The sequence below is a fragment of the Rhodoblastus sphagnicola genome (assembly GCF_002937075.1).
Taxonomy (GTDB): Bacteria; Pseudomonadota; Alphaproteobacteria; order Rhizobiales; family Beijerinckiaceae; genus Rhodoblastus; species Rhodoblastus sphagnicola.
In genome coordinates, this window is sequence record NZ_NHSJ01000129.1 from 86,063 (window position 1) to 106,465 (window position 20,403).

General features: G+C 65.2%; 23 protein-coding genes. 12 read left to right on the top strand and 11 right to left on the bottom strand.

The genetic code is table 11. The annotated features are described in order from the left end of the window. Positions 1–49 precede the first annotated feature (49 nt). The 6 genes from CCR94_RS21360 to katG form a co-directional block, all read right to left on the bottom strand. Positions 50–430, bottom strand: coding sequence for a hypothetical protein (locus CCR94_RS21360; protein WP_104510103.1), 381 nt, complete (start codon positions 428–430; stop codon positions 50–52). A 29-nt stretch (positions 431–459) separates the two neighbouring features. Then, on the bottom strand, positions 460–1,092 hold the full coding sequence (locus tag CCR94_RS26420) for a pentapeptide repeat-containing protein (protein ID WP_104510106.1): 633 nt from the start codon (positions 1,090–1,092) through the stop codon (positions 460–462). A 210-nt stretch (positions 1,093–1,302) separates the two neighbouring features. Further along, the gene (locus CCR94_RS21370) at positions 1,303–3,207 is read right to left on the bottom strand and encodes a methanol/ethanol family PQQ-dependent dehydrogenase (protein WP_104510108.1); all 1,905 of its coding nucleotides are present in this window, start codon (positions 3,205–3,207) and stop codon (positions 1,303–1,305) included. Between the two features lie 143 nt (positions 3,208–3,350). After that, positions 3,351–4,031: a response regulator transcription factor gene (locus CCR94_RS21375; RefSeq protein ID WP_104510111.1), complete on the bottom strand. Its 681-nt coding sequence runs from the start codon at positions 4,029–4,031 to the stop codon at positions 3,351–3,353. Further along, on the bottom strand, positions 4,028–5,644 hold the full coding sequence (locus CCR94_RS21380; protein WP_104510113.1) for a sensor histidine kinase: 1,617 nt from the start codon (positions 5,642–5,644) through the stop codon (positions 4,028–4,030). The genes CCR94_RS21375 and CCR94_RS21380 overlap by 4 nt, the downstream gene beginning before the upstream one ends. A gap of 340 nt (positions 5,645–5,984) precedes the next feature. After that, positions 5,985–8,153 carry a catalase/peroxidase HPI gene (gene katG, locus CCR94_RS21385; RefSeq protein ID WP_104510115.1) on the bottom strand — a complete coding sequence of 723 codons (2,169 nt, stop codon included), beginning with the start codon at positions 8,151–8,153 and terminating at the stop codon, positions 5,985–5,987. Positions 8,154–8,722: 569 nt separating this feature from the next. Here katG and CCR94_RS21390 point away from each other — a divergent pair. From CCR94_RS21390 to CCR94_RS21440, 12 genes are all read left to right on the top strand, one after another. Next, positions 8,723–9,142, top strand: coding sequence for a MarR family winged helix-turn-helix transcriptional regulator (locus CCR94_RS21390; RefSeq protein WP_104510191.1), 420 nt, complete (start codon positions 8,723–8,725; stop codon positions 9,140–9,142). 227 nt (positions 9,143–9,369) lie between these two features. Then, positions 9,370–10,731 (top strand): Nramp family divalent metal transporter, encoded by a 1,362-nt coding sequence (locus tag CCR94_RS21395; RefSeq protein ID WP_104510117.1) that lies wholly within the window; start codon positions 9,370–9,372, stop codon positions 10,729–10,731. A 132-nt stretch (positions 10,732–10,863) separates the two neighbouring features. Beyond that, entirely contained in the window at positions 10,864–11,337 is a 474-nt protein-coding gene (gene irrA / locus CCR94_RS21400) for an iron response transcriptional regulator IrrA (protein WP_275112831.1), read from the top strand. A 24-nt stretch (positions 11,338–11,361) separates the two neighbouring features. Continuing rightward, on the top strand, positions 11,362–11,607 hold the full coding sequence (locus CCR94_RS21405; protein WP_104510119.1) for a hypothetical protein: 246 nt from the start codon (positions 11,362–11,364) through the stop codon (positions 11,605–11,607). Positions 11,608–11,664: 57 nt separating this feature from the next. Further along, entirely contained in the window at positions 11,665–11,841 is a 177-nt protein-coding gene (locus CCR94_RS25290; protein WP_158254864.1) for a hypothetical protein, read from the top strand. 15 nt (positions 11,842–11,856) lie between these two features. Next, entirely contained in the window at positions 11,857–12,111 is a 255-nt protein-coding gene (locus tag CCR94_RS21410) for a hypothetical protein (RefSeq protein WP_104510121.1), read from the top strand. After that, on the top strand, positions 12,108–12,581 hold the full coding sequence (locus CCR94_RS21415; protein ID WP_104510123.1) for an HMA2 domain-containing protein: 474 nt from the start codon (positions 12,108–12,110) through the stop codon (positions 12,579–12,581). The genes CCR94_RS21410 and CCR94_RS21415 overlap by 4 nt, the downstream gene beginning before the upstream one ends. 9 nt (positions 12,582–12,590) lie before the next feature. After that, a complete protein-coding gene (locus CCR94_RS21420) occupies positions 12,591–12,908 on the top strand; it encodes a hypothetical protein (RefSeq protein WP_104510125.1) in 318 nt (105 codons plus the stop codon). A gap of 21 nt (positions 12,909–12,929) precedes the next feature. Then, positions 12,930–13,238, top strand: coding sequence for a hypothetical protein (locus CCR94_RS21425; RefSeq protein ID WP_104510127.1), 309 nt, complete (start codon positions 12,930–12,932; stop codon positions 13,236–13,238). Next, positions 13,225–13,554 carry a hypothetical protein gene (locus CCR94_RS21430; RefSeq protein WP_104510129.1) on the top strand — a complete coding sequence of 110 codons (330 nt, stop codon included), beginning with the start codon at positions 13,225–13,227 and terminating at the stop codon, positions 13,552–13,554. Before CCR94_RS21425 ends, CCR94_RS21430 begins: the two co-directional genes overlap by 14 nt. Then, entirely contained in the window at positions 13,547–13,879 is a 333-nt protein-coding gene (locus tag CCR94_RS21435; protein WP_104510131.1) for a YtxH domain-containing protein, read from the top strand. The genes CCR94_RS21430 and CCR94_RS21435 overlap by 8 nt, the downstream gene beginning before the upstream one ends. Further along, positions 13,876–15,972: a heavy metal translocating P-type ATPase gene (locus CCR94_RS21440; protein WP_104510133.1), complete on the top strand. Its 2,097-nt coding sequence runs from the start codon at positions 13,876–13,878 to the stop codon at positions 15,970–15,972. Before CCR94_RS21435 ends, CCR94_RS21440 begins: the two co-directional genes overlap by 4 nt. 27 nt (positions 15,973–15,999) lie before the next feature. Here the strand turns inward: CCR94_RS21440 and CCR94_RS25295 are convergent, their stop codons facing one another. The 5 genes from CCR94_RS25295 to efeU all read right to left on the bottom strand — a co-directional run bounded on the left by CCR94_RS25295 (position 16,000) and on the right by efeU (position 20,307). Then, entirely contained in the window at positions 16,000–16,140 is a 141-nt protein-coding gene (locus CCR94_RS25295) for a hypothetical protein (RefSeq protein WP_158254865.1), read from the bottom strand. A gap of 122 nt (positions 16,141–16,262) precedes the next feature. Further along, positions 16,263–17,096 (bottom strand): iron uptake system protein EfeO, encoded by an 834-nt coding sequence (efeO, locus tag CCR94_RS21445; protein WP_104510135.1) that lies wholly within the window; start codon positions 17,094–17,096, stop codon positions 16,263–16,265. Positions 17,097–17,099: 3 nt separating this feature from the next. Continuing rightward, a complete protein-coding gene (efeB, locus tag CCR94_RS21450; RefSeq protein WP_104510137.1) occupies positions 17,100–18,458 on the bottom strand; it encodes an iron uptake transporter deferrochelatase/peroxidase subunit in 1,359 nt (452 codons plus the stop codon). 14 nt (positions 18,459–18,472) lie between these two features. Continuing rightward, positions 18,473–19,471: a cupredoxin domain-containing protein gene (locus tag CCR94_RS25455; protein ID WP_170068961.1), complete on the bottom strand. Its 999-nt coding sequence runs from the start codon at positions 19,469–19,471 to the stop codon at positions 18,473–18,475. Next, entirely contained in the window at positions 19,468–20,307 is an 840-nt protein-coding gene (gene efeU, locus CCR94_RS21460; protein ID WP_104510140.1) for an iron uptake transporter permease EfeU, read from the bottom strand. Before efeU ends, CCR94_RS25455 begins: the two co-directional genes overlap by 4 nt. Positions 20,308–20,403 lie beyond the last annotated feature (96 nt).

Below are 20,403 nucleotides of genomic sequence, written 5' to 3' on the forward strand. Positions count from 1 at the left end.
GCGTTTTGATCGGGCGGCGCCGAAACAGCGCCCGGGCGAGTCCGCGCCCTCATTTCGGCTCCAGCCAGATGCGCCAGTCTTCCGCGGCATTGATGCGCAACTGATAAACGCCCGGTCTGGCGATCAGATAGCTGTCCTCGCCGGCCCCGCCGATGTGGAGATTCTGGACGACATTGCCGGCGCCGTCCATCAGGTAGAGAACGAATATGACGCCCTGCGAGCTGAACCTCATGAGATGAGGCCTGTCCAATGTGAAAGGCTCGGTCATCGCGTTGCGGCTGCCGCTGAAACGCGGCGTCTCGTAGTGATGGGCGAGATCGTCATAACAGGCGAGCCGTTCGGCCGGGCCAGCAATGGCGCGGCAGGCAAGGAAGCTCTCCCTGATGATTTCCGCCCGCCCGACCCCGGAGGCGAGAACGCAAGCGACCACAAGACAACGCCCAAACCTTGCGGCCCCGCTCAATTCTTCTCCTGCTCCCAGGCGCGTTGTCCCTTCTGCCAGTCTTGCGGGCAGGCTGTGCAGCCGTCCATCACGGCGTTCTGGAAAATCGTGTAGCGCTTCAGCGCGCCGGTCAAATCGGCTTCGGCCAGGTTCACGTCGTAAAGCTGGGCTTCCTGCAAGTCGGCGTTGATCAGTCGCGCCTGGAACAGGTTCGCGGCATTGGCGCGGACATGTTCGAGACTTGCGGCGGTCAGGTCGGCGCCGGTGAAGTCGGCGCTCGCGATGCGCGCAAACGACAGATCGGCGCCGCGAAGATTGGCGCCCTTCAGCCGCGCCCTCTGCATGAAAGCGGTGTAGAGCCGCGCGCCTTCAAGATTGGCGCCTTCAAGATTGGCGGCGCTGAGATTGGCGTGGCGCAAGTCCACCCGCGCGAGATTGGCGCCGGACAGATCGGCGCCCGAAAGATTGGCGTCCTTCAGATCGATATGGCGAAGATCGACGCCGGGGCAGCGTGCGTTGGGCGCAATCGTGCAGCCATTTTCCACCCAGGGCGATGGCCTCGGATCCTTGTTGACGATGATGTCATAGGCATTTGCCTGCGACAGGCCGACAGACAGCGCTGACGCCAGCAGCGCCAGATTGCGAAACAAAAAAGGCCAGCGAGAACGAGCCCCTGATAGAGAGAGACTTCCGGTCGACATGGGACGACGTCCTTCTTGGGATTCAGGAAATCGAATGCCCTGACGAAACGGACATTCTCGCTGGCCACATCACAACGCCGTCCGGAATGGGAAAATGGAGGCGCTGCGAATCATGGCCGGCCCCACGGCAAAAAGGGCCGGCCAAACTCTGACTGAGGCTTATTTGGCGTCAGCCACATCCGTTGACAGTTCGAACACCCAATAGGAACCGCCCTGACTGACCGTTTTGGTCATGTCGGCCATGTCGCCGCCCCAAAGCGGCACGGCGCCGCCATAGCCAGAGGAAATGCCGAGATACTGCTTGCCGTCCTGCTCCCAGGTGACCGGGATCGAGACCACGCCGGAGCCTGTCTGGAATTTCCACAGCTCCTGGCCGGTCTTGGCGTTGAACGCCTTGACGAAGCCGTCGGAGGTTCCCGTGAACACCAGATTGCCCTTGGTGGTCAGCGTGCCCGCCCAGAGCGGCATCGGCTCCAACGCCTCCCAGACGATTTTGCCGGTCGCCGGATCAAGAGCGCGCAAGGCGCCGACATGGTCCTCAAACTTGCGTTTGATGCGGAAGCCTTGGCCGAGATAGGCGGCGCCCTTTTTGTACGTGAGGTTTTCGGTCCAATAATCTTCCATCCAGTCGTTCGATGGAATGTAGAACAGCTTGGTTTCCGGATTGTAGGACATCGGCATCCAGTTGGTGCCGCCAAGGAAATTCGGCGTGACCTTGACAGGCTGGCCCTGTTTTTCGCCTTCGAGCGGCGCCGGAGGGCGCCCGTTGCCTTCGATCGGGCGGCCTGCCGCCACATCCCAACCCGTGGCCCAGGAAATGTCCTTGACGAAGGGATAAATGGCGATGGCGCTGCCGGCCTGTTTGGACAGGCGCCCGTCGCGGGCGGTCAGCTTGTCGAGATCGGTGATGAAGAAATAGCCGTTGCGGTCGGCGTGGGCCGCGGCGCGGATCTTCTTGCCGTCTTTTTCCAGATCGAACAGCAGCACCGAATTGTTGCCCGAGAAGTCCCAGGCGTCGTTTGGCGTATGCTGAAAGAAGCCGACCACCTCACCCGTCGATGGCTCGATATAGATCTGGCCCGACGTGAACAGACTGTCATAGGGCTTCCAGTCGCCATTGGGACCGGAGCGGTGGTGATAGTTCCAAGGCGCCGGATTGCCGGTGCCGATGACGATGGTGTTGGACTTGACGTCGAAGGTCGCCGTCTGCCAGGGCGCGCCGCCGCCATGATTCCAGGCGTCCTTTTTCGTGCCGTCGGGATTGTTCGGCCAAGACGGGGCCTTGGGATCGCCCGTCGGCGTGGAGTCCTTGCCATTGAGGCGGCCCATGTGGCCCTCGACCAGCGGACGCATCCAGATTTCTTCACCCGTATCGGGATCGCGGGCGTAGAGGCGGCCGACAACGCCGAATTCATCGCCTGAAGACCCATGGATCAGCAACACCTTGCCGGTCTTCTGGTCCTTGATGAAGGCCGGGGCGCCGGTCATGGTATAGCCGGCGGTGTGATCCTCGAATTTCTTCTGCCAGGCGACCTTGCCGGTCTTGCGGTCGAGCGCGATGATGCTCGCGTCGAGCGTGCCCATGTAAATCTTGTCGCCATAAATGGCCGCGCCGCGATTGACCACGTCACAGCAGGGGCGAATGTCTTCGGCGAGACGGTGCGAATGAGCCCAAAGCCGCTTGCCGGTCATGGCGTCCAGCGCGAAAATGCGCGAATAAGAGCCGGTGACATAGATCACGCCGTCGTGGACCAGCGACTGGCCTTCCTGGCCGCGCTGGCGCTCGTCGCCAAAGGAGAAGGCCCACTTGGCCTTCAGCTTGCCGACATTATCGACATTGATCTTGTCGAGCGTCGAATAGCGGTGCGCGCCGAGGCCAAGGCCATAGGTGAGCACGTCATTGGTCGATTTGTCGTCATTGGCGATATCTTCCCACGTCACGAGCTTCTCGCCGCGTTCCGCCCGGGCTGCGGGTGCGGAAAAGACGACCGCAAGAGAGAAAGCGGCAAGAGAGGCTGTCGCCAGCAGGCGCGCGCGCTGGGGCGCGCAGGGCGCAAGAATCATTTTGGTCTCCCTGGACTCGTTGAACGACGGCTCTGAACGACCGCGTTAAACAGAGGTTAGGGCGGAAACTGTGAGAGTGTCCTGAGAGGAAGATGATAACGTTCTCAGAATCGCCAGTACTTTGGCGCCAGAGGCAAGGCGCATCACGCGGGGCGCGACAGGCGATAGCCGATTCCGCGCAAGGTGACGATTTGCGGCGCGCCGGGCATCGCCGCCATTTTCCGGCGGAGATACCCGACATAGACATCCACGGCGTTGGGCGTGACGTCGCTGGCGTCGCCCCAGGCCTGGGCGATGAGCGCCTCGCGCGACAAGGCGCGCTGGGCGTTCCGCGTCAGGCACTCCAGCACTTCGAACTCCCGCTTGGTCAGCGCCAGCGCCGCGCCATTGACCGTGGCTTCGCGCGCGATCGCATCGACGTTCAACGACTCGTAAGCGAGCACAGGCGCGCTCGCGCGCGCGGGGATGCTTCGGCGCAGCAGCACGCGGACGCGCGCCAGCAACTCTTCGACATGAAAGGGCTTGGCGAGAAAATCGTCGGCGCCGGAACGAAACCCCTCCAGCTTGTCCTCCAGCCCGGCGCGGGCGGTGAGCATCAGAATGGGAATGTCGTGGCCGGCCAGTCGAATTTGCCGCGCCAGCAGCACACCGTCCACATCGGGCAGCATGAGATCGAGAACGATCAAAGCAAAGCCGCCCTCGCGCAGCGCGTCCAGCGCCCGGCGGCCCACGCGCTGCCAGTCCACGCCAAGGCCCTCGCTTTCCAGCGCCTTGACCACCAACCGGCCGATGCCGGCGTCATCCTCGACCAGAAGAACTTTCATGCGGCTTTCCTGGGGAGAATCAGACTGACTTGCAAGCCGCCCTCGGGACGATTGATCGCGGCGACGCCGCCGCCGTGCTGCTCGGCGATCCAGCGGGCGACAGCCAGACCAAGACCGGAGCCGCCGCGCAGCGACCCCCCCTCGCATTGATAATAGGGATCAAACAACCGGCCAAGCGCTTCATCGGGCGCTCCCGGACCTTCGTCGAGCACACTGAGGCGCAGCTCGTCCCCTTGCGCAAGCTCGACCCGCACCTGGCCATCGTGGGGCGAAAACTTCACCGCATTGTCGATCAGGGCGAGCAGCGCCTGGCGAAGCCAGCTCTCGTCGCCTTCCATCGGCGCCGCCGCCGCAAGCCCGTCGCTTTTCAGCACAACGCCGGAAGAGGCGGCGAAGGCGCCGGCCAGATTGACAGCCTCGCGCGCCGCGCCGGCCAGATCGAAAGGCGCGCGACGCAGCACAAGGCGCCCCTCGTCGGACTGCGCCAGCATCAACATGTCTTCGAGGCGCCGTCGCATGGCCTCCCCATTGGCGCGAATGTGGGTGAGCGCTTCGCGCAAGATGACGACATCGGGCGCGCGATGGCGCAAGGCGAGACTGGCTTCTCCGAGAAGGACTGTCGCCGGGGTCCGCAACTCATGGCTGACCTTGGCGAAAAACAACCGCCTGTTGCGGTCGATGTCGGCAAGCTGCTCGGTCTTGGCCTGAAGTTCGCGGGTGCGGGCGCGCACAGTCGCCTCCAAACGTTCATTGGCGGTCTCCAGCTGGGACTGCTGCTGAACGATCCGACCAGCCATGACATTGAACTGGCGTCCAAGTTCGCGCAATTCGCGCAGGCCGGCGGGCGCAACCTGAACGGCGCGGTCGCCCTCCGCCAGGCGCCGCGCGCCGCCGGCCAAGGCCGAGAGCGGGCGCGCAAGCCCCTTGTCGACCAGTCGGGTCGCGGCGAGGCCGCCCGCAAGAAAAAAAAGCAGCGCGGCGCAGGCGTGGACCGCGAACCGGCCGCGCAGCCCCTCCATTTCCGCATTGACGGCGGCGACCTCGTCGCTTTCGTGTTTGACGATGTCGGCCGTACGCCGCCGCAACTCGACGACCCCGTCAGCGATCCGACGCGCGGCGAAATTTCTGCCATCGCGCGCCTGAGGCGAATCCGCCAACTGATTGCGCATGAAACCGAGATCGCCTTGAACAGCGCGAAACAGGTCCCGAAGTTCGATCGCCCGCAAAACCTCTTGGGATTGCCGCTTTTCGTCCAGCGATTCGGTCAGCAATTCGGTCTCCTGACCGATGCTGGCCAAATAACGCGCCAGAGTGCGTTCGATCGTCGGCGCGGCGACATCGGACAACACGGTCCATTCCGGGAGAACCGCGCGCGCCGACTCGTCGAGCAGCAAAGCATTGACGTCGGCTTCAACGCGCGTCACCAGCGAGAGCTGTTCATAGGAGCGCTCGGCGCGCGCGAGGTAGTTGGCCGCCCTCCAAAGATCATGAAATGTGGCGAGAGCGAGCGCCGTCGCAACAATGCCCGCAGCCAGGGCCGCGACCGTCATAGCGGCGCGCAACGACATGCCGCCCTGCGAATCCCCGCCCTTGACGGCGCCGTTCGGCTGCATCCAAAACTCTCCCGTGAGGCCGCTTGCCTTCAGCAAAACGGTCGGGCAGGTCTTCCGTCAAGTCAATGATGCTTTGCGGCAAGAGAGCGGCGCCTCTGTTCAACCGCAAGCGGCCCTATGCCGCGGATCCCGCGTTGCGGCCGGGCGCTGGCCTGCGCCGTCCACAGCGCAGAACCCCAGCTACAGGTTCGAACTCGCGGCGGCGAAGGAGGAATTGCGCAAGGCGCTGACCCTCACACCGCGCCATTTGGCGCGGGTGGAGCCTTTGGGGCGGGCAACGCGACTGGCGGCGCCTTGGCGCGCCGCCAGCAGAGGCTCAATCGTGTGGCCGGTCCTTGAACTAGACGAGGTCGAACCGGTCGGCGTTCATCACCTTGGTCCAGGCGGCGACGAAATCGCGCACGAATTTCTCCTTGTTGTCGTCCTGCGCGTAAACCTCCGCATAGGCGCGCAGCACGGCGTTGGAGCCGAACACCAGATCGACGCGCGTCGCGGTCCATTTCGCGGCGCCCGTGTTGCGGTCACGGATGTCGTAGACATTGGCGCCGGTGGAAACCCAGCTGTTCGCCATGTCGGTGAGGTTGACGAAGAAGTCGGTCGTCAGCGCGCCGACGCGGTCGGTGAACACGCCATGCCCACTCCCGCCGTGATTGGTCCCGAGCACGCGCAGGCCGCCGATCAGGCAGGTCATTTCGCAGGCCGTCAGTCCCATCAACTGGGTCCGGTCGAGCAGCAGCTCTTCGGGCGAAACCACGTAATCCTTCTTCACCCAGTTGCGAAAGCCGTCATGGATTGGCTCCAGCACGGCGAAGGAAGCGGCGTCGGTCTGTTCCGGCGTCGCGTCGCCGCGTCCGGGCGCGAACGGAACCTCGACGGCGAATCCAGCCGCCTTGATCGCCTGCTCCAGCCCGACATTGCCGGCCAGCACGATCACGTCCGCCAGGCTCGCGCCACTGTCCCGCGCGATGGGATCAAGCGCTTCCAGAACCCTGGCGAGACGCGCCGGTTCGTTGCCTTCCCAGTGCTTTTGCGGGCTGAGGCGAATGCGGGCGCCATTGGCGCCGCCGCGCCGGTCCGACCCCCGGAAGGTGCGGGCGCTGTCCCAGGCGGTCGCGATCATCTCGGCATGCGACAGACCGGCGCCGGCGATCCTCGCCTTGACGGCGGCGACGTCGTAGTCCGTGCGTCCGGCTGTCACCGGATCCTGCCAGATCAGCTCCTCCTTGGGAACATCCGGGCCGATATAGCGCGCCTTGGGCCCGAGATCGCGATGGGTCAGCTTGAACCAGGCGCGTGCGAAAACCTCGGAGAAATAAGCGGGATCCTTGTGGAACCGCTCCGAAATCTTGCGGTACTCCGGGTCCATTTTCATCGCCATGTCGGCGTCGCACATCATCGGGTTGCAGCGGATCGTGGGATCCTCGACATCGACCGGCTTGTCTTCCTCGCGGATGTCGGTCGGCTCCCATTGCCAGGCGCCGGCCGGGCTCTTCGTCAGCGCCCACTCATGGTTGAGCAGCATGTCGAAATAGCCATTGTCCCATTTGGTCGGATGGGTGGTCCAGGCGCCTTCGAGGCCGCTGGTGACCGCATCGCGGCCCACGCCGCGCGTTGTTTTGTTGAGCCAGCCCAGACCCTGGTCATCGACCTCCGCGCCATCGGGCGCCGGGCCGAGCCGCGCGGCGTCGCCATTGCCGTGCGCCTTGCCCACGGTATGGCCGCCGGCGGTCAGCGCCACGGTTTCCTCATCGTTCATCGCCATGCGCGCAAAAGTTTCGCGCACGTCCTGCGCGGTGCGCAGCGGATCGGGTTTGCCGTCGCGTCCCTCCGGGTTGACGTAGATCAGACCCATCTGCACGGCGGCCAGCGGATTCTCCAAGGCGACGGAGTCGTCCTTTTCGTAACGGCCGGCGGTGGGAGCGAGCCATTCCTTCTCGGAGCCCCAGTAGACATCCTTCTCGGGATGCCAGATGTCTTCGCGCCCGAAACTGAAGCCATAGATTTTCAGGCCCATCGATTCATAGGCGACGGTTCCGGCCAGCACGATCAGATCGGCCCAGCTCAGGCGATTGCCGTACTTTTTCTTGATCGGCCACAACAGGCGGCGCGCCTTGTCGAGATTGCCGTTGTCGGGCCATGACGCCAGCGGCGCGAAGCGCTGGGCGCCGCGCCCGCCGCCGCCGCGCCCGTCGGCGATGCGATAGGTTCCGGCGGAATGCCAGGACATGCGGATCATCAGCCCGCCGTAATGGCCCCAGTCCGCCGGCCAAAAATCCTGCCGCGTGGTCATGAACGCGCGCAGATCGCTCTTCAGCGCCTCCACATCGAGCTTCTTGACCTCCTCGCGATAGTTGAAACCGACCGCGAAGGGGCTGGTCTTGACGTCATGCTGGTGAAGGATGTCGAGATTGAGCAGCTTCGGCCACCAATCAATATTGGAGACGCCCTGAGACGTGTTAGCCCCATGCATAACCGGGCATTTTCCTTGCGTGTTCGTCAATTCAGTCATGGACTGTTCCTTTCAATAGTAGATTCGCGCGGGCTCGGCTTGCGAAACCCCGAAGCGAAGGCTCGCCGTGACGAGCGTTCCTTGTTGAGACCGAAGCGCTCGGCGGGAATGAACCTCCCGATGGCGGCGCGCCCGCCCTTGCGGACGAGCGATCATCGTCACGCTCACTCTCGCCGCACAGGCGTCTGAACAGGCGGGGCTCCGCGTGTCGTGTCGACGGATTTTCTGGCTCGCGGTGGTCTGAACGTGGCGAAAGTCATGGCGATCTCCCTTCGTTTTGAATTCAATGTCGCGATATTATATCGTACACGATATTATCGCGCACAACTTTTTTGTCAATCGCTCGGCCTTCCGATTTCCGACCGGCCGTCTCCAATCCGGCGCAATCGCCCCCTTGCGCGCCAGGGTTGTAATACGCCATCCTCGCTCGCACCTCCATGATGGGCGAGCCGCATCCCAATCGCTCAAATGTTGCGACAAGATCGCGCGCGATCTAATCTCACCAGAGGGAGCAAGTCGCCTTGACCGCAAATGACGCCGATATCGGACCCGATCTGACGCCAGACAACATGCTGTGTTTCGCGATCTATTCGGCCAATCACGCCTTCAGCCGCGTTTACAAGCCTTTGCTCAAGGATCTGGGTTTGACGTTCCCACAATTCCTGGTCATGGCCGCGCTTTGGGTCGAGGACGGACAAAACGTTGGGGCCATTGGCGAAAAGCTTTGCCTGGAGTCGAGCACGCTCACGCCGCTGCTCAAGCGCCTGGAGGCGCTGGGCTATGTCACCCGCAACCGCGATCCTGACGACGAACGGCAAGTCCGCGTCAACCTGACCGTCGATGCGAAGAAACTGCGGAAAAAGTCTCTCGCCATTCCCGGCTGCCTGCTCGCGGCGTCGGGAATGACCGGCAAGGATTACATGGCGCTTCAGCGCAATGTCGCGCGGCTTCGCGACGCCCTGCTGGAGTCCGCCGCGAATCCGCCATGACGCCAGACGTGATCGTGTTCACGCCGCCGCAGTCTCGTTGACAACTGTTTGATTGACATAAATCAAGACCGCAACGCAACTGCAAGCCGTAGCGGCCAGCGTGATGGGCCTTGGCGCCCGCTTGCGCCGAAGAGCCGATCAAGCCGATCACAACACCCCGACGCCAAAGCCTTTCGGCTGAGACTCGGACAGACGCTCATGTGGTTATAACGGAATCGATCGCCGGAATGTTCGAACGTTTTTTCACCCCCATTGTCGCCGCCGCCCGGCGTCTCGGATTGCCGCAACTGGCGACCGCGCCGTTCTGCCCGAGCGAAGTCTCCGGCTCCGTGGTCACGCCGGCGGACGCCGGATTCTGGAAACGCCTGAAGCTGTCGCTCGGCCCCGGCCTTCTCGTCGCCGTCGGCTATATGGACCCCGGCAACTGGACCACCAGTTTGCAGGGGGGCGCGAAACTGGGCGGCGGCCTCGCAGCCGTCGTGATCCTGTCCGGCCTCGTCGCCATCGGCTTCCAACTGCTCGCCGCGCGCCAGGGCCTGGCCGCCAATGCCGATCTCGCCAGGATGATCCGCTTGCGCTGGGGCTTTCGCGCAGCCTTTCCGCTCTGGATCGCCATGGAGATCGCGATCATCGCCACTGACGTCGCCGAAGTCCTGGGCGCGGCGCTCGCGCTCGCCATTCTGTTTCACCTGCCGCTGCCGGTCGGCGTGCTCGTCACAAGTCTGGACGTCTTTCTCATCCTCGGGTTGAAGGGCGCGGGCTTCCGGCGGATCGAGGCCATCATCCTCGGCCTGATCGCCCTGATCGTGAGCGCCCTGCTCATCAATCTCGCCCTGATCGGCGGTCCCATCGGCCCCACGCTGGCGCAGGCGGCGCATCCGATTGACGCCTTGCGTGGACCAAACGGCCTGTTCCTCGCGTTGGGCATCGTCGGCGCCACCTTGATGCCGCACAATCTGTTTCTGCATTCCTCGGTCGTCGCAACCCGCAGGGACGAGAGCGGCGACGTTTTGCGCGCGGCGCGGTGGACGGCGCTCGACACGGGGGTGACGCTCTCCTTGGCGATCCTGGTCAATCTCGGCCTGCTGGTTTTCGCGGCGCTGGCGTTCCACGCCCATGGCCTGACCGACATCGCCGATCTCCAGATCGCAACCCGGACCATCGCCGAGGGCGACGCCGGCGGGCGCGCGGCCGGCGCGGCGGCGACCATCTTCGCCATCGGACTGCTCGCTTCGGGCTTGAGTTCGACCTTCACCGGCACGATCGTGGGCCAGGTGGTGATGGAGGGGTTCCTGGACCTGAAAATCCCCTGCTGGCTGCGACGCGTCATCACGCGCGGACTGGCGCTCGTTCCGGCCTTCATCGGTGTGATCTGGCTTGGCGGCGATCGCGTCGGGGACTTGCTCGAAGCGTCCCAAGTCACGCTCGCGGCGCTGCTGCCTCTTGCGCTGGCGCCGCTGATCCTGCTTTCGGGCGACAGACAAGTGATGGGACCGCTGGTCGCGCCGCGCTGGGCGCTGGTGAGCGCCTGGAGCCTGTTCGGCGTCCTGGTCGCCGCCAATGGCGCTCTCATCTGGGCTGGCGGCTGATCGTCCCGGTCCATCAGGCGACTTCGATTGTCGCTTTTTAGAATTATTCAAAAAACCCGCATTTCGTTTCGCGCCCTGCGTCGCCGCTGCTAACTTTTCCTGAGCGAGACAGATGCTTAGCGGGTGGGAAACATGGAGACCTTTGGCGGCGAGAAATCCCGGGCGCGTATCGCCTATGACTGGCGCGGCGGTCCGTTGGCGCGCATGATCCGACAGCGCTTGCAGGCGGCGCGCCTGCGGCCGAGCCGGCAACGCATCAGCCTCGCCGGCCTGCTGTTCGTCGCTGGCGACCGCCACGTCACCGCGGAGCAACTCCATCGCGAGGCGCAGGCGCTCGACATGCCGCTGTCGCTCGCCACCGTTTACAACACGCTCAGGCAATTCGTCGCCAGCGGCCTGATCCGCGAAGTCGCGGTGTTCGGCTCCACGGTCTGGTACGACACCAACACCGGGTCCCACTGCCACTATTTCGACGAGGGTCGTCAACGTCTCGAGGACATTCCCTCGGATCTGACCCGCGACCTGAAGATCGCCGCGCCGCCCGGTTACCGCATCGTCGGCGTCGATGTGATCGTCCGCCTGCGCGACGACGAAACCCTTCAATGAAGTTTGACAGCGAACGAGGCCAAAATGTGTGACATTGCCCGCGAAAGACAAAGGATTGACGCGATGATCGCCGAGGCGATCGCGCCTTTCCGCTACATGGACAGCGCCGGAGAGGCTCTGCTGGCGGATCTGGCCTTCGCGACGCTCAGCGTGCAGTTCCTCGACTTCGTCGCCCCTGCGGCGATAAGGGCGCGATGCGAGAGCGTCACCGCCCGGTTGCTGCGCTCGCGCGACGCCGAGCGAGCCTGTGCGTCCATGCCGGCCGAATGATCGCCTTCTTGCGCCCGTGGTCAGGCCGAGGCCGAACAGGTCCGGAAACGCGCGCTCATGCGCGCGGCTCAGCTTCACCACGGCCGTCAACTACGCCCTGCGTTGATCGCGGAAGGCGAAACCATGTGTGTCGCAATGAATCGTTTCAAGGCGCTCAAGGAAGCGGCCACGGGGCGCGCCGCGGCGCCGATGGGCGCCGCCTGCGAGGGAGAGCTGAAATTTGAACGAGTCTAATCTGTAGCGATTTGCTTGCGGCGCAGTTTCCGCCTCGCGCATGATCGCGCCGGGCTGCAAAGAAATCATCGGCGCGCCAGGGAGTGGGATTTCAGCAAGATGTTTGGTATCGGCGCCGTCGCCTCGGACGGCAAGACATTTGGGAACAGTTTCTTACAAAGCATCATGTCGACCCGATTGACTTGGGGCGCGCGCTGGGACCGCCGAATCGCCCTGTGCGCGACGATGCGCTGTCATTCTCCCGTCATGTTCCCGGAAGCGCTCCAGTGAAAAAGACAACCCATTTCGTCTCCGTCCTGCCGGGGCGGATCAGGCTGCGCCATGCCATCCTGCGCAATCGCGCGGTGCATGCGCAATTCGTTGAACGGTTGGGCGAACTCGCCGAGGTCGAAAGCAATCCCGCGACGGGCTCGCTGCTGCTGCGCTTCGATCCCGCGGACGCGGACATGGAGGCGCGAATCCGCGCCGAGGTCGCCGCGATTCTCGGCGATCTCGCACTTTCGTCCGCAGAGCCAGAGGCGGCGAAAGCAGCCCCCGCGCGCGCCGACAGCGGCGAATGGCTTGACCGGCGCGCGAAGAGGGAAATCAATCGCGTCGCCAAAATCGGCTCTCTCGCGGCCATGGCCGTTTCCATCGCCGCGTTGCGCTCAAGCCGAAAACTCCATGCGCAAGCGGGCTATCTGTCCGTCTTCCTGATGCTGGTCCACACCGCCTTTCATTGGCGGCGCGCGTTTCGATAGGGGGCGCTTATGTCCGCCATCCCTTCGCCGCTGCTCGGCTTCGCCCGCCAACTCAGCATCGCCCATCACATTCCCGGCCGCATCCGCCTGAAGATCAGCGGGCCATTCCCCGATGAACTGCTGGGGGAAGCCAGGCGTTTCGGCAAGGCGCTCGGGGCCGTCGCGGGCGTTCGGTCGATCGGCCTCAACGCCCTGGCCCGATCCTGCACCATCGAATACGACGCCCGCGCGATCCCGCCGGCCGCCTGGAGCAGCTTCCTGTCGGGAGAGGCTACGGCCGAAAGCGAACATTTGCAGCGCCTCCTGCTCGACGCGGCGCGCGCCTGAATTTTTTGAAAGGAGTTCATCATGTGGAGACTTCTGACTTTCGCCGCCGGCATCGTGGTCGGCGCCGTGGGCGTCAAGGCGCTAAAGAAAGCCGAGGCGCCCGCCAAGCTGACCAATCTCGCGCACAAGGCCCGCGGCGGTCTCGACAAGGCCGGCGAGGGATTGCGCGATGCGACGGTTTCCGGACTGAGCGCCGTGGAAAAATCCAGCGCCGGGCTGCGCGCGAAACTCTCCGGCGAAGCCGGACCGTCCGCCGACGAGGCGCCTGCGGATGAAACCGCCGACGGGACCGCGACCTCCAGGGGGACGAGCAAGAATGAAGAAGCGTAAGCTCGGAGCGCGCGGCAATTCGCTCGCGCCGGCGGAACTCGCCAACAATTTTACGCGGGGGCTGGTCGCCACCGGCGTGCTGACCGCAATCCAGAATCGCGCCGCCGGAGCGCCCCCCAATCGCGCGGTCGCGCGCCTCGCCTTGCAGGGCGGCTTCGCCCTGGCGGCCGGCGTCGCCACCGCCGACAGTCTGCGGCGGCAGGATTATCTGAGCGCCGCGCTCGCCATCGCCGGCGGCTTCGCGGGCGTGCTGGCGGCCGAGACGCTGCTCGCAGCCGAAACGCATCAAACTGAACAGGAGGCCGAAATTGGCTAAGAAAAAGAAAAACAAAGGAAAAGGCCTCAAGCGCCAGCGACTCGAACGCCTGCTCGCGGCCCAGACGAACATGGCCCCTCCGGCCAACCAGGGCATTTTCAACAGCCTCAACAACCTGCTGCCCAAGGGCCGCAACGAGCAGTTCCTGCTCGGCCTCGCGGTCGGCGGGATCGCAGCCTACGTCCTGTCGGACGAGGACATACGCGGAAAACTGTTCAAGGGCGCGATCCAGGCCTATTCCAGCGTAATGGGCGGCGTCGCCGAGATGAAGGAGCAGATGGCCGATCTGGCGGCGGAAGTCGAGGCGGAACAGGGCGCGGCATGACGGCGCTTCCGTGGCTGCGCACGTTGGAAATCGTGCACCGGCTTCCCGGACGCATTCGCCTGCGCTATCGCCGCAACCCGCATGCGCCTGACGCCGCCGCGCTGGAAGGCATGGCGCGTCTGATCGACGGCGTGACCTCGGCGCGGGCCAACGCGCGCGCCGCCTCGCTGGTCATCGCCTTCGACGCCACGCGCGCCGACGCCAAAACCATTGTCGCGACGCTGGCCGATTTTCGTTGGGACGAAGCAAAAAACAAGCCGCGCGCCGACGAGGGCGCGGGCGCGGTGGCCTCTTCGCTCGCCGTGCTGCTCGGCTCCGGCGTCCTGCCCATGCCGGCGCGCCTGCCCATCAGCCTGGCGGCGGCGCTGCCGCTGCTGCGCGAGGGCGTGGCGGATTACCGCGAAAACGGCGTCACCAGCCATGTGCTGGAGGCCATGGCCGTGTCGATCTCGCTGGCGCGCTCGGATTTCCTCGCCGCCAACGCCACCACCTTCATGCTGGCGCTCGGCGAATATATGGAGCATTCGATCGCGCGGCGTTCGGACGATCTGTTGAAACATCTTTTGCGCCCGAGCAGCGATCTCATCTGGGTTTTGCGCGGCGGCGAGGAAGTACAGATTTCCGCTGGCGACGTGGCGGTGGGCGAGTCCGTCGTGGTCGGCGCCGGCGCGGTCATTCCCGTCGATGGCACGGTGATGTCGGGCGAGGGCGTGGTCAATGAAGCCGCCATGACCGGCGAAAGCGTGTCGGTGATCAAGACGCGCGGGTCCAAGGTCTTGTCCGGCGCGACCATGGAAGACGGGCGTCTCACCATCTATGCCGAGCAGGTCGGCCGCCACACGGCGGCGGCGCGCATCGCCGATTATGTCGAGCAGTCGCTGACCGCCAAGAGCGAGGCCCAACTCGACGCCGCCCGCCTCGCCGACCGGCTGGTGCCGACCGTGTTGAAACTCGCCGGCGTCTCCGCCGTCTTGACCGGCGACTGGCGCTCGGCGGCCTCCGTCCTCCAGGCTGACTATTCGTGCGCGCTCAAACTGGCGACGCCGGTGGCGTTCAAGTCGGCCATGTTCAATGCGGGTCAGGCCGGCATTCTCGTCAAGGGCGCGACCGCGCTGGAACGTCTCGCCGAGGCCGACACGTTCATTTTCGACAAGACGGGGACGCTGACCACCGGTCGCCTCGATGTGACCGATTCCATCGCCTTCGATTCCGCCTATAGCGCGGAGGATCTGATCTGGCTCGCGGCTTCGGTCGAGGAGCATTATTTTCATCCTCTGGCGCTGGCGGTGGTCAATGCCGCGCAGGCGACGGGCAGGAACGCCCATTTCGATCACACGGAAGTCCAGTTCATCGTCGCGCATGGCGTGGCCAGCGAGGTCAACGGCCAGCGCGTCGTGGTCGGCTCGCGCCATTTCGTCGAGGATCACGAGGGCGTCGATGTTTCCGCGCAATCCGAGGTGGTGGAGCGCCTCTATCTCGAAGGCAAGACCCTGCTGTTCATCGGCTTTGGCGGCCGTCTGCTCGGCCTTCTCGCCCTCAAGGATTCCCTGCGGTCGAACGCCGCCGACACCATCGCGCGGCTGCGCCGCTCGGGCGTCAGGCGCATTCTGATGCTGACCGGCGATCACCGCGACCGCGCGGCGGAACTGGCGGAAGACTTGGGGCTCGACGGGTTCCACGCCGAACTGACGCCGACCGACAAGGCCGAGATCGTCGCCGATCTCAGCGCAAAGGGCGCGAAGATCGCGTTCATTGGCGACGGCATCAATGACGCGCCCGCGCTCGCCGGCGCGCATGTCGGCGTCGCCATGCAGAAGGGCGCGGATATCGCGCGGCTCACCGCCGATGTGGTGCTGCTGGAAGACTCGATCGCCCGCGTGGCTGACGCTCGCCTGCTCGCCAATGCCGCGATGGCGCGGATCGCCGCCAATTACAAACTGACGGTCGGCCTCAACACCGCCATCCTCGGCTTGGCCGCGCTTGGCGTTCTGTCGCCGGTGGCCACCGCCGTGCTGCACAACGGCGCGACCATCGGCATCCTGCTCAACGCCTTTCGCGGGTCGGCGCCGAGTTCGGACAAGCGGAGCGCCTGACGGCGGCAAGGAGCGCCTGCGCGCGGCTCACCACACGGCGATGAGCACGCCCACCATGAAGGCGAAGGCGGCGAAGATGGACAGAAGTTCGAGCCGGGACGTGGTCAGCATATGCAGACCCTTTCTGTGGATAGCCGTCGCCGCGAGGGCTTGAGAAGACTTTGGCAAAAAGACGTCAGGCCAGCAAAAGAAACTGATTTCTTTAGAATAATTCCATATTTGACAACGTGGACAGGGACGCCGAGCGCCAGAGGGGCGGACATTCCGTCCCTCTGGCGCCGGTGTCGGGGTCAGTCGAGCCCGAGCGTGCCGCGCAGTTTGGACAGATCCTCGGCAAGCGCGGTCACAGGACCCCGAACGCCAGTGCGGTCCTTTTTCGACAGCTTCTCGTAGCTCTCGTAACCGCCGGTGGGGACGGCATATTTCGCCAGCACGGCTTCCACCTTGGCGAAGTTGGCGTCGATCCGCTGCACCAGCTTGGGATTGGCCTTGGTGGTCAGCGGATGCAACAGTTCGTGAATCTTCTTGGCGCCCTCGACATTGGCGGCGAAGTCCCAGAGATCGGTGCGGCTGTAGCGATCCTCTTCGCCGGAAATCTTGGTCTTGGCGACCTCCTCGATCAGCGCGGCGGCGCCGCCCACCACCTTGTTCGGCGGAACGGTCAGGCCGTTGATCCGGCTCTTCAGCTCCACAATGTCAGCATCGAGCTTGTCGGCCACGGGCGCCATGCCCTCGGTCGAGTTCTTGGCGAACAGGGCGTATTCGAGGCGATGAAACCCGGTAAATGCGGGATCGGCCTCCTTCCTGGCGAAATCGTCGGCGCGAACGTCCATCGACTTGTCCAGATCGGAGAAAAGCTCGGCGATCGGCTCGATCCGCTCGTAAGGCATGCGCGCCGGCGCATAGAGCGCCTTCGCCTTGGCCAGATCTCCGGCGCGCACGGCGTCGGTGAAGGCCTTCGCGCCGGACTGCATCGCATCCACTTCGGCAGCGACCCAGATCTTGTAGTCGGAAATCGGACCGGCGAGGTCGGCGGACGAAGCCGGCGCGGCGTTGGCGCCGAGAGCCAGCGCCGAGGCGAGGACGGCGGCGAGACAAGTTGTGGCAAGGAATAAACGCGACATGGATCAACCTTTCGTTTTGTCGCCGGCGGGCGCCGGCGTTTTCAGCGCAGACGCTGCTGCGAACAGGGATTCTCCGAGCGCGGCGTTCGCCGAGGCGACGCCGGGAAGGGCGAAGAAATAGCCGCCGCCGAACGGCTTGATGTATTCCTCCAGCGGTTCGCCGTTGAGGCGCGTCTGCGTCGAGAGGAATCCGCGTTCAAGGTCCGACTGGAACGAGACGAACAGCAGACCCATGTCGAGCTGGCCGGATTTGGTCACGCCGTTGGAATAATTGTAGCCGCGCCGGATTAGCCGGGCGGTCTCGCGCGGCGTGCGCGGATTGGCGAGCCGGATGTGCGACGACAGCGGCACCTTGTCGCCGCCGGGGTCGGCGGCATAGTTCGGCGGATCGAATTCCTTGGAATGGCCGAGCGGGGCGCCTTCCGTCTTGTCGCGGCCAAAGATGCGCTGCTGCTCGCCAAGCGGCGTGCGATCCCAGAATTCGACGTAATTGCGAATGAGGCGCACGACCTGATAGCTGCCGCCGGCGGTCCAGGCCGGCTCCTCGGCGCCGGGCCGCACCCAGACGTAATCGTTCATCAGCGCGGCGTTGGCGACATCGGCGTTGGCGGTGCCGTCCTTGAAGCCGAGCAGGTTGCGGCCGGTGCCCAGCGGGCCGGAGCGGGCGCCGTGCGTGGCCGCGAAGCCCTCCTGCTTCCACTTGATCGCCAATCGGTCGGGGGTCGCCTTGAGCACCAGGCGCAAGGCGTGGATGACCTCCTCCGGCGTCTCCGCGCAGAACTGGATCAGCAGATCGCCGTGGCAGAGCGTATCGTCGAGCGCGTCATTGGGGAATGCGGTCATCTCGACCAGTTGGCGCGGACGCAGCGGCGCGAGGCCGAAGCGCTCGTCGAACGCCGAGGCGCCCAGAGCCACCGTGGCGGTCAGTCGTTCCGGATTGATGCGGTGTGTGCCGAGCAGGCCGTTGTCGGAGGGCGGCAGGCGCGGGTCGTCCTGCGGCAGGTCGCCGCCCTCGGCCAGCAGGCGCAACAGGCCGGTGAGGTCCTTGAGCAGCGTGGCGAGTTCGTCTCGCTTTTCCACCAGCAGGTCGAACGACGCGACGAGGCAGGAGAACGGCTGCGGCGTGGTGATTCCGGCCTGGTTGGGGCCATGGAACGCAACCGTCAGCGGCTTGACGGGCGCGGCGGGCGGCGTCTCGGGAGCGGCCGGCGGCGCTTGGGGAGCGGCCGGCGGCGCCTGGGGCGCGGCGGCGCTCTCCGCGTTCGAGGCGAGATAGCCGACGCCGCCGGCGAGGCCCAGCAGCAGGTTGCGGCGTTCGGGCGACGCCGGCGGGGTTTTGGCGAGGGGGCGATCGCTGCACATGAGACTTCTCCTGATCAAAGACCGAGGTCGGCGGGCAGCCCGGCGAGCCTTTCGGCGAGTTCCGTGGCCGCCGCCCGGCGGGTTTCAAGGGTTTGGGCGCCGGCGCCGGTCAACTCGCTTTTCAGCCGCGCCAGCGCCAGCGACGCGGCGCCGGCCGCCGGGGCGTTGACGCGCATCCACAGCGGGTTGAACAGGACGATCACCCGTTCGACCGCCGCGCGTTCGGCCTCAAGCGCGGACAGCGCCGAGGGGGAAGCCGACGCTTCGATCTTGGCGGGGAGTCCGCGCGCCAGCGCCAGCGCGCCGGCCACCAGACGGTCAGCCGGCGTGACCAGCGGCCTGACGGCGGCGGCGAAGGCCCGCGCGTCCTTGTCGAGCTTGTCCAGGATTGGCGCGGCCTCGGCCGCGCCGTCGCCGAACAGCAGGCGGTCAGCGTCTTCGAGATCGGTTCTCAGCGGACCCGCCGTCGCGCCGGCCTCGGCCCAGATCGGGGCCAGCGCCAACGCCGCCGCGCGAACCTCCACAAAAGCCTTGCGGGCCGCCTCGCGGTTGGCGCCGGCGGCCTTGAGCCGGCCCAGCGCCGTTTCGAGATCGGACAGAACCTGCGCGGCGCCGAAGCGATATTCGGCGACCGGTCCGGTGAGGTCTCCCGGCGTGATCGCGGCCGTTGCGCCGGTCACCGTGAGCTTGCCGCGCGGATTGTCGAGCAGGCCGCAGGTGATGTCGTAAACGCCGGGTTCGAGTTTCGTCGTCAACTTTGCCTTGAAACCGGGCGCGATGTTCTCGCGCTCGTCGATGATCATGACGCCTTGCAGGATTTCCCACTCCAGCGCCCGCGTCGACTTGTTGGCGATCACGAAGGTCACCTTGCCGGCGGGCGCCGTGAGCGCCATCGGCTCGCAGCCCTGCGCGGTCACGGCGATGGGAAGGGTCGGGACGTCAGCAGCCTGCGCGCCCTGCGCCGCAAGGCTGGCGAAGACGATGAAGGCGACGTGTGAAAAGAGCGTTCTCATGAAATGACGGGCTTTCCAATGGGCGCGGCGGGGGCGGTCGCGCGCCGGAACAGGATCAGGGCGGGGATGAAATAGGCCAGCCAGAGCGCCACCTCGCCCCAGGTCGGCGCGTCGGCATAGCCGAACACGCCGGCGAGCAGCGCGCCGAGGAAGCCGTCGGTGGGCAGGACGCGGCTGAGATCGAAGGCGATGCCCTGGAGGCCGTTCCACAAGCCGGCTTCATGAAGCGCGCGCAATGCGCCGGCCAGCAGACCGGCGGCGACGAACAGGATGAAAAGCCCGGTCCAGCGGAAGAAGCCGGCGAGGTTAAAGCGCCGGCCGCCGCGATGGAGGGCGATGCCGACGCCAATAGCGACGACCAGCCCGCCGACCGCGCCGAACAACGCCTCGATGCCGACATCGTCGCGCTGCTGCCAGGCGGCCATTAGAAAGAGAACGGATTCGATGCCCTCGCGCGCGACAGCGAAGAAGGCGAGGCCCGCCAGCGCCACGCCTTGCGAGCCGCTTGCGAAGGCCTTCTCTATGCCGGCGTGCAAGGCCGCGCGGATCGATTTCGCCGCCTTGCCCATCCAGAGCGCCATGGCCGTGAGCATGACGGCCGCGAACAGACCTACGGCGGCTTCGAACAGCTCTTGAAGTCTCTGAGGCAGTTCGGAAGCGCTGACAGCAATTGCGACGCCGATCGCCGCCGACAGCGCCACAGCAGCGGCGACGCCGATCCAGACCGAGCGCATGGCGTCGCCGCGGCCGACATGGTCGAGGTAGCTCGCGACGATCGCCACGATCAACGCGGCTTCGACGCCTTCACGAAGCATGATGAGAAAGGGAACCAACATCGCAGACCTTGCAGGCGCTTTTCAGCTGGACGCATTCAGCGTCGGGAGACTGATCAGGATTTGCGTTGCGGCAGGCTCAAGGTCAAAACATTACGT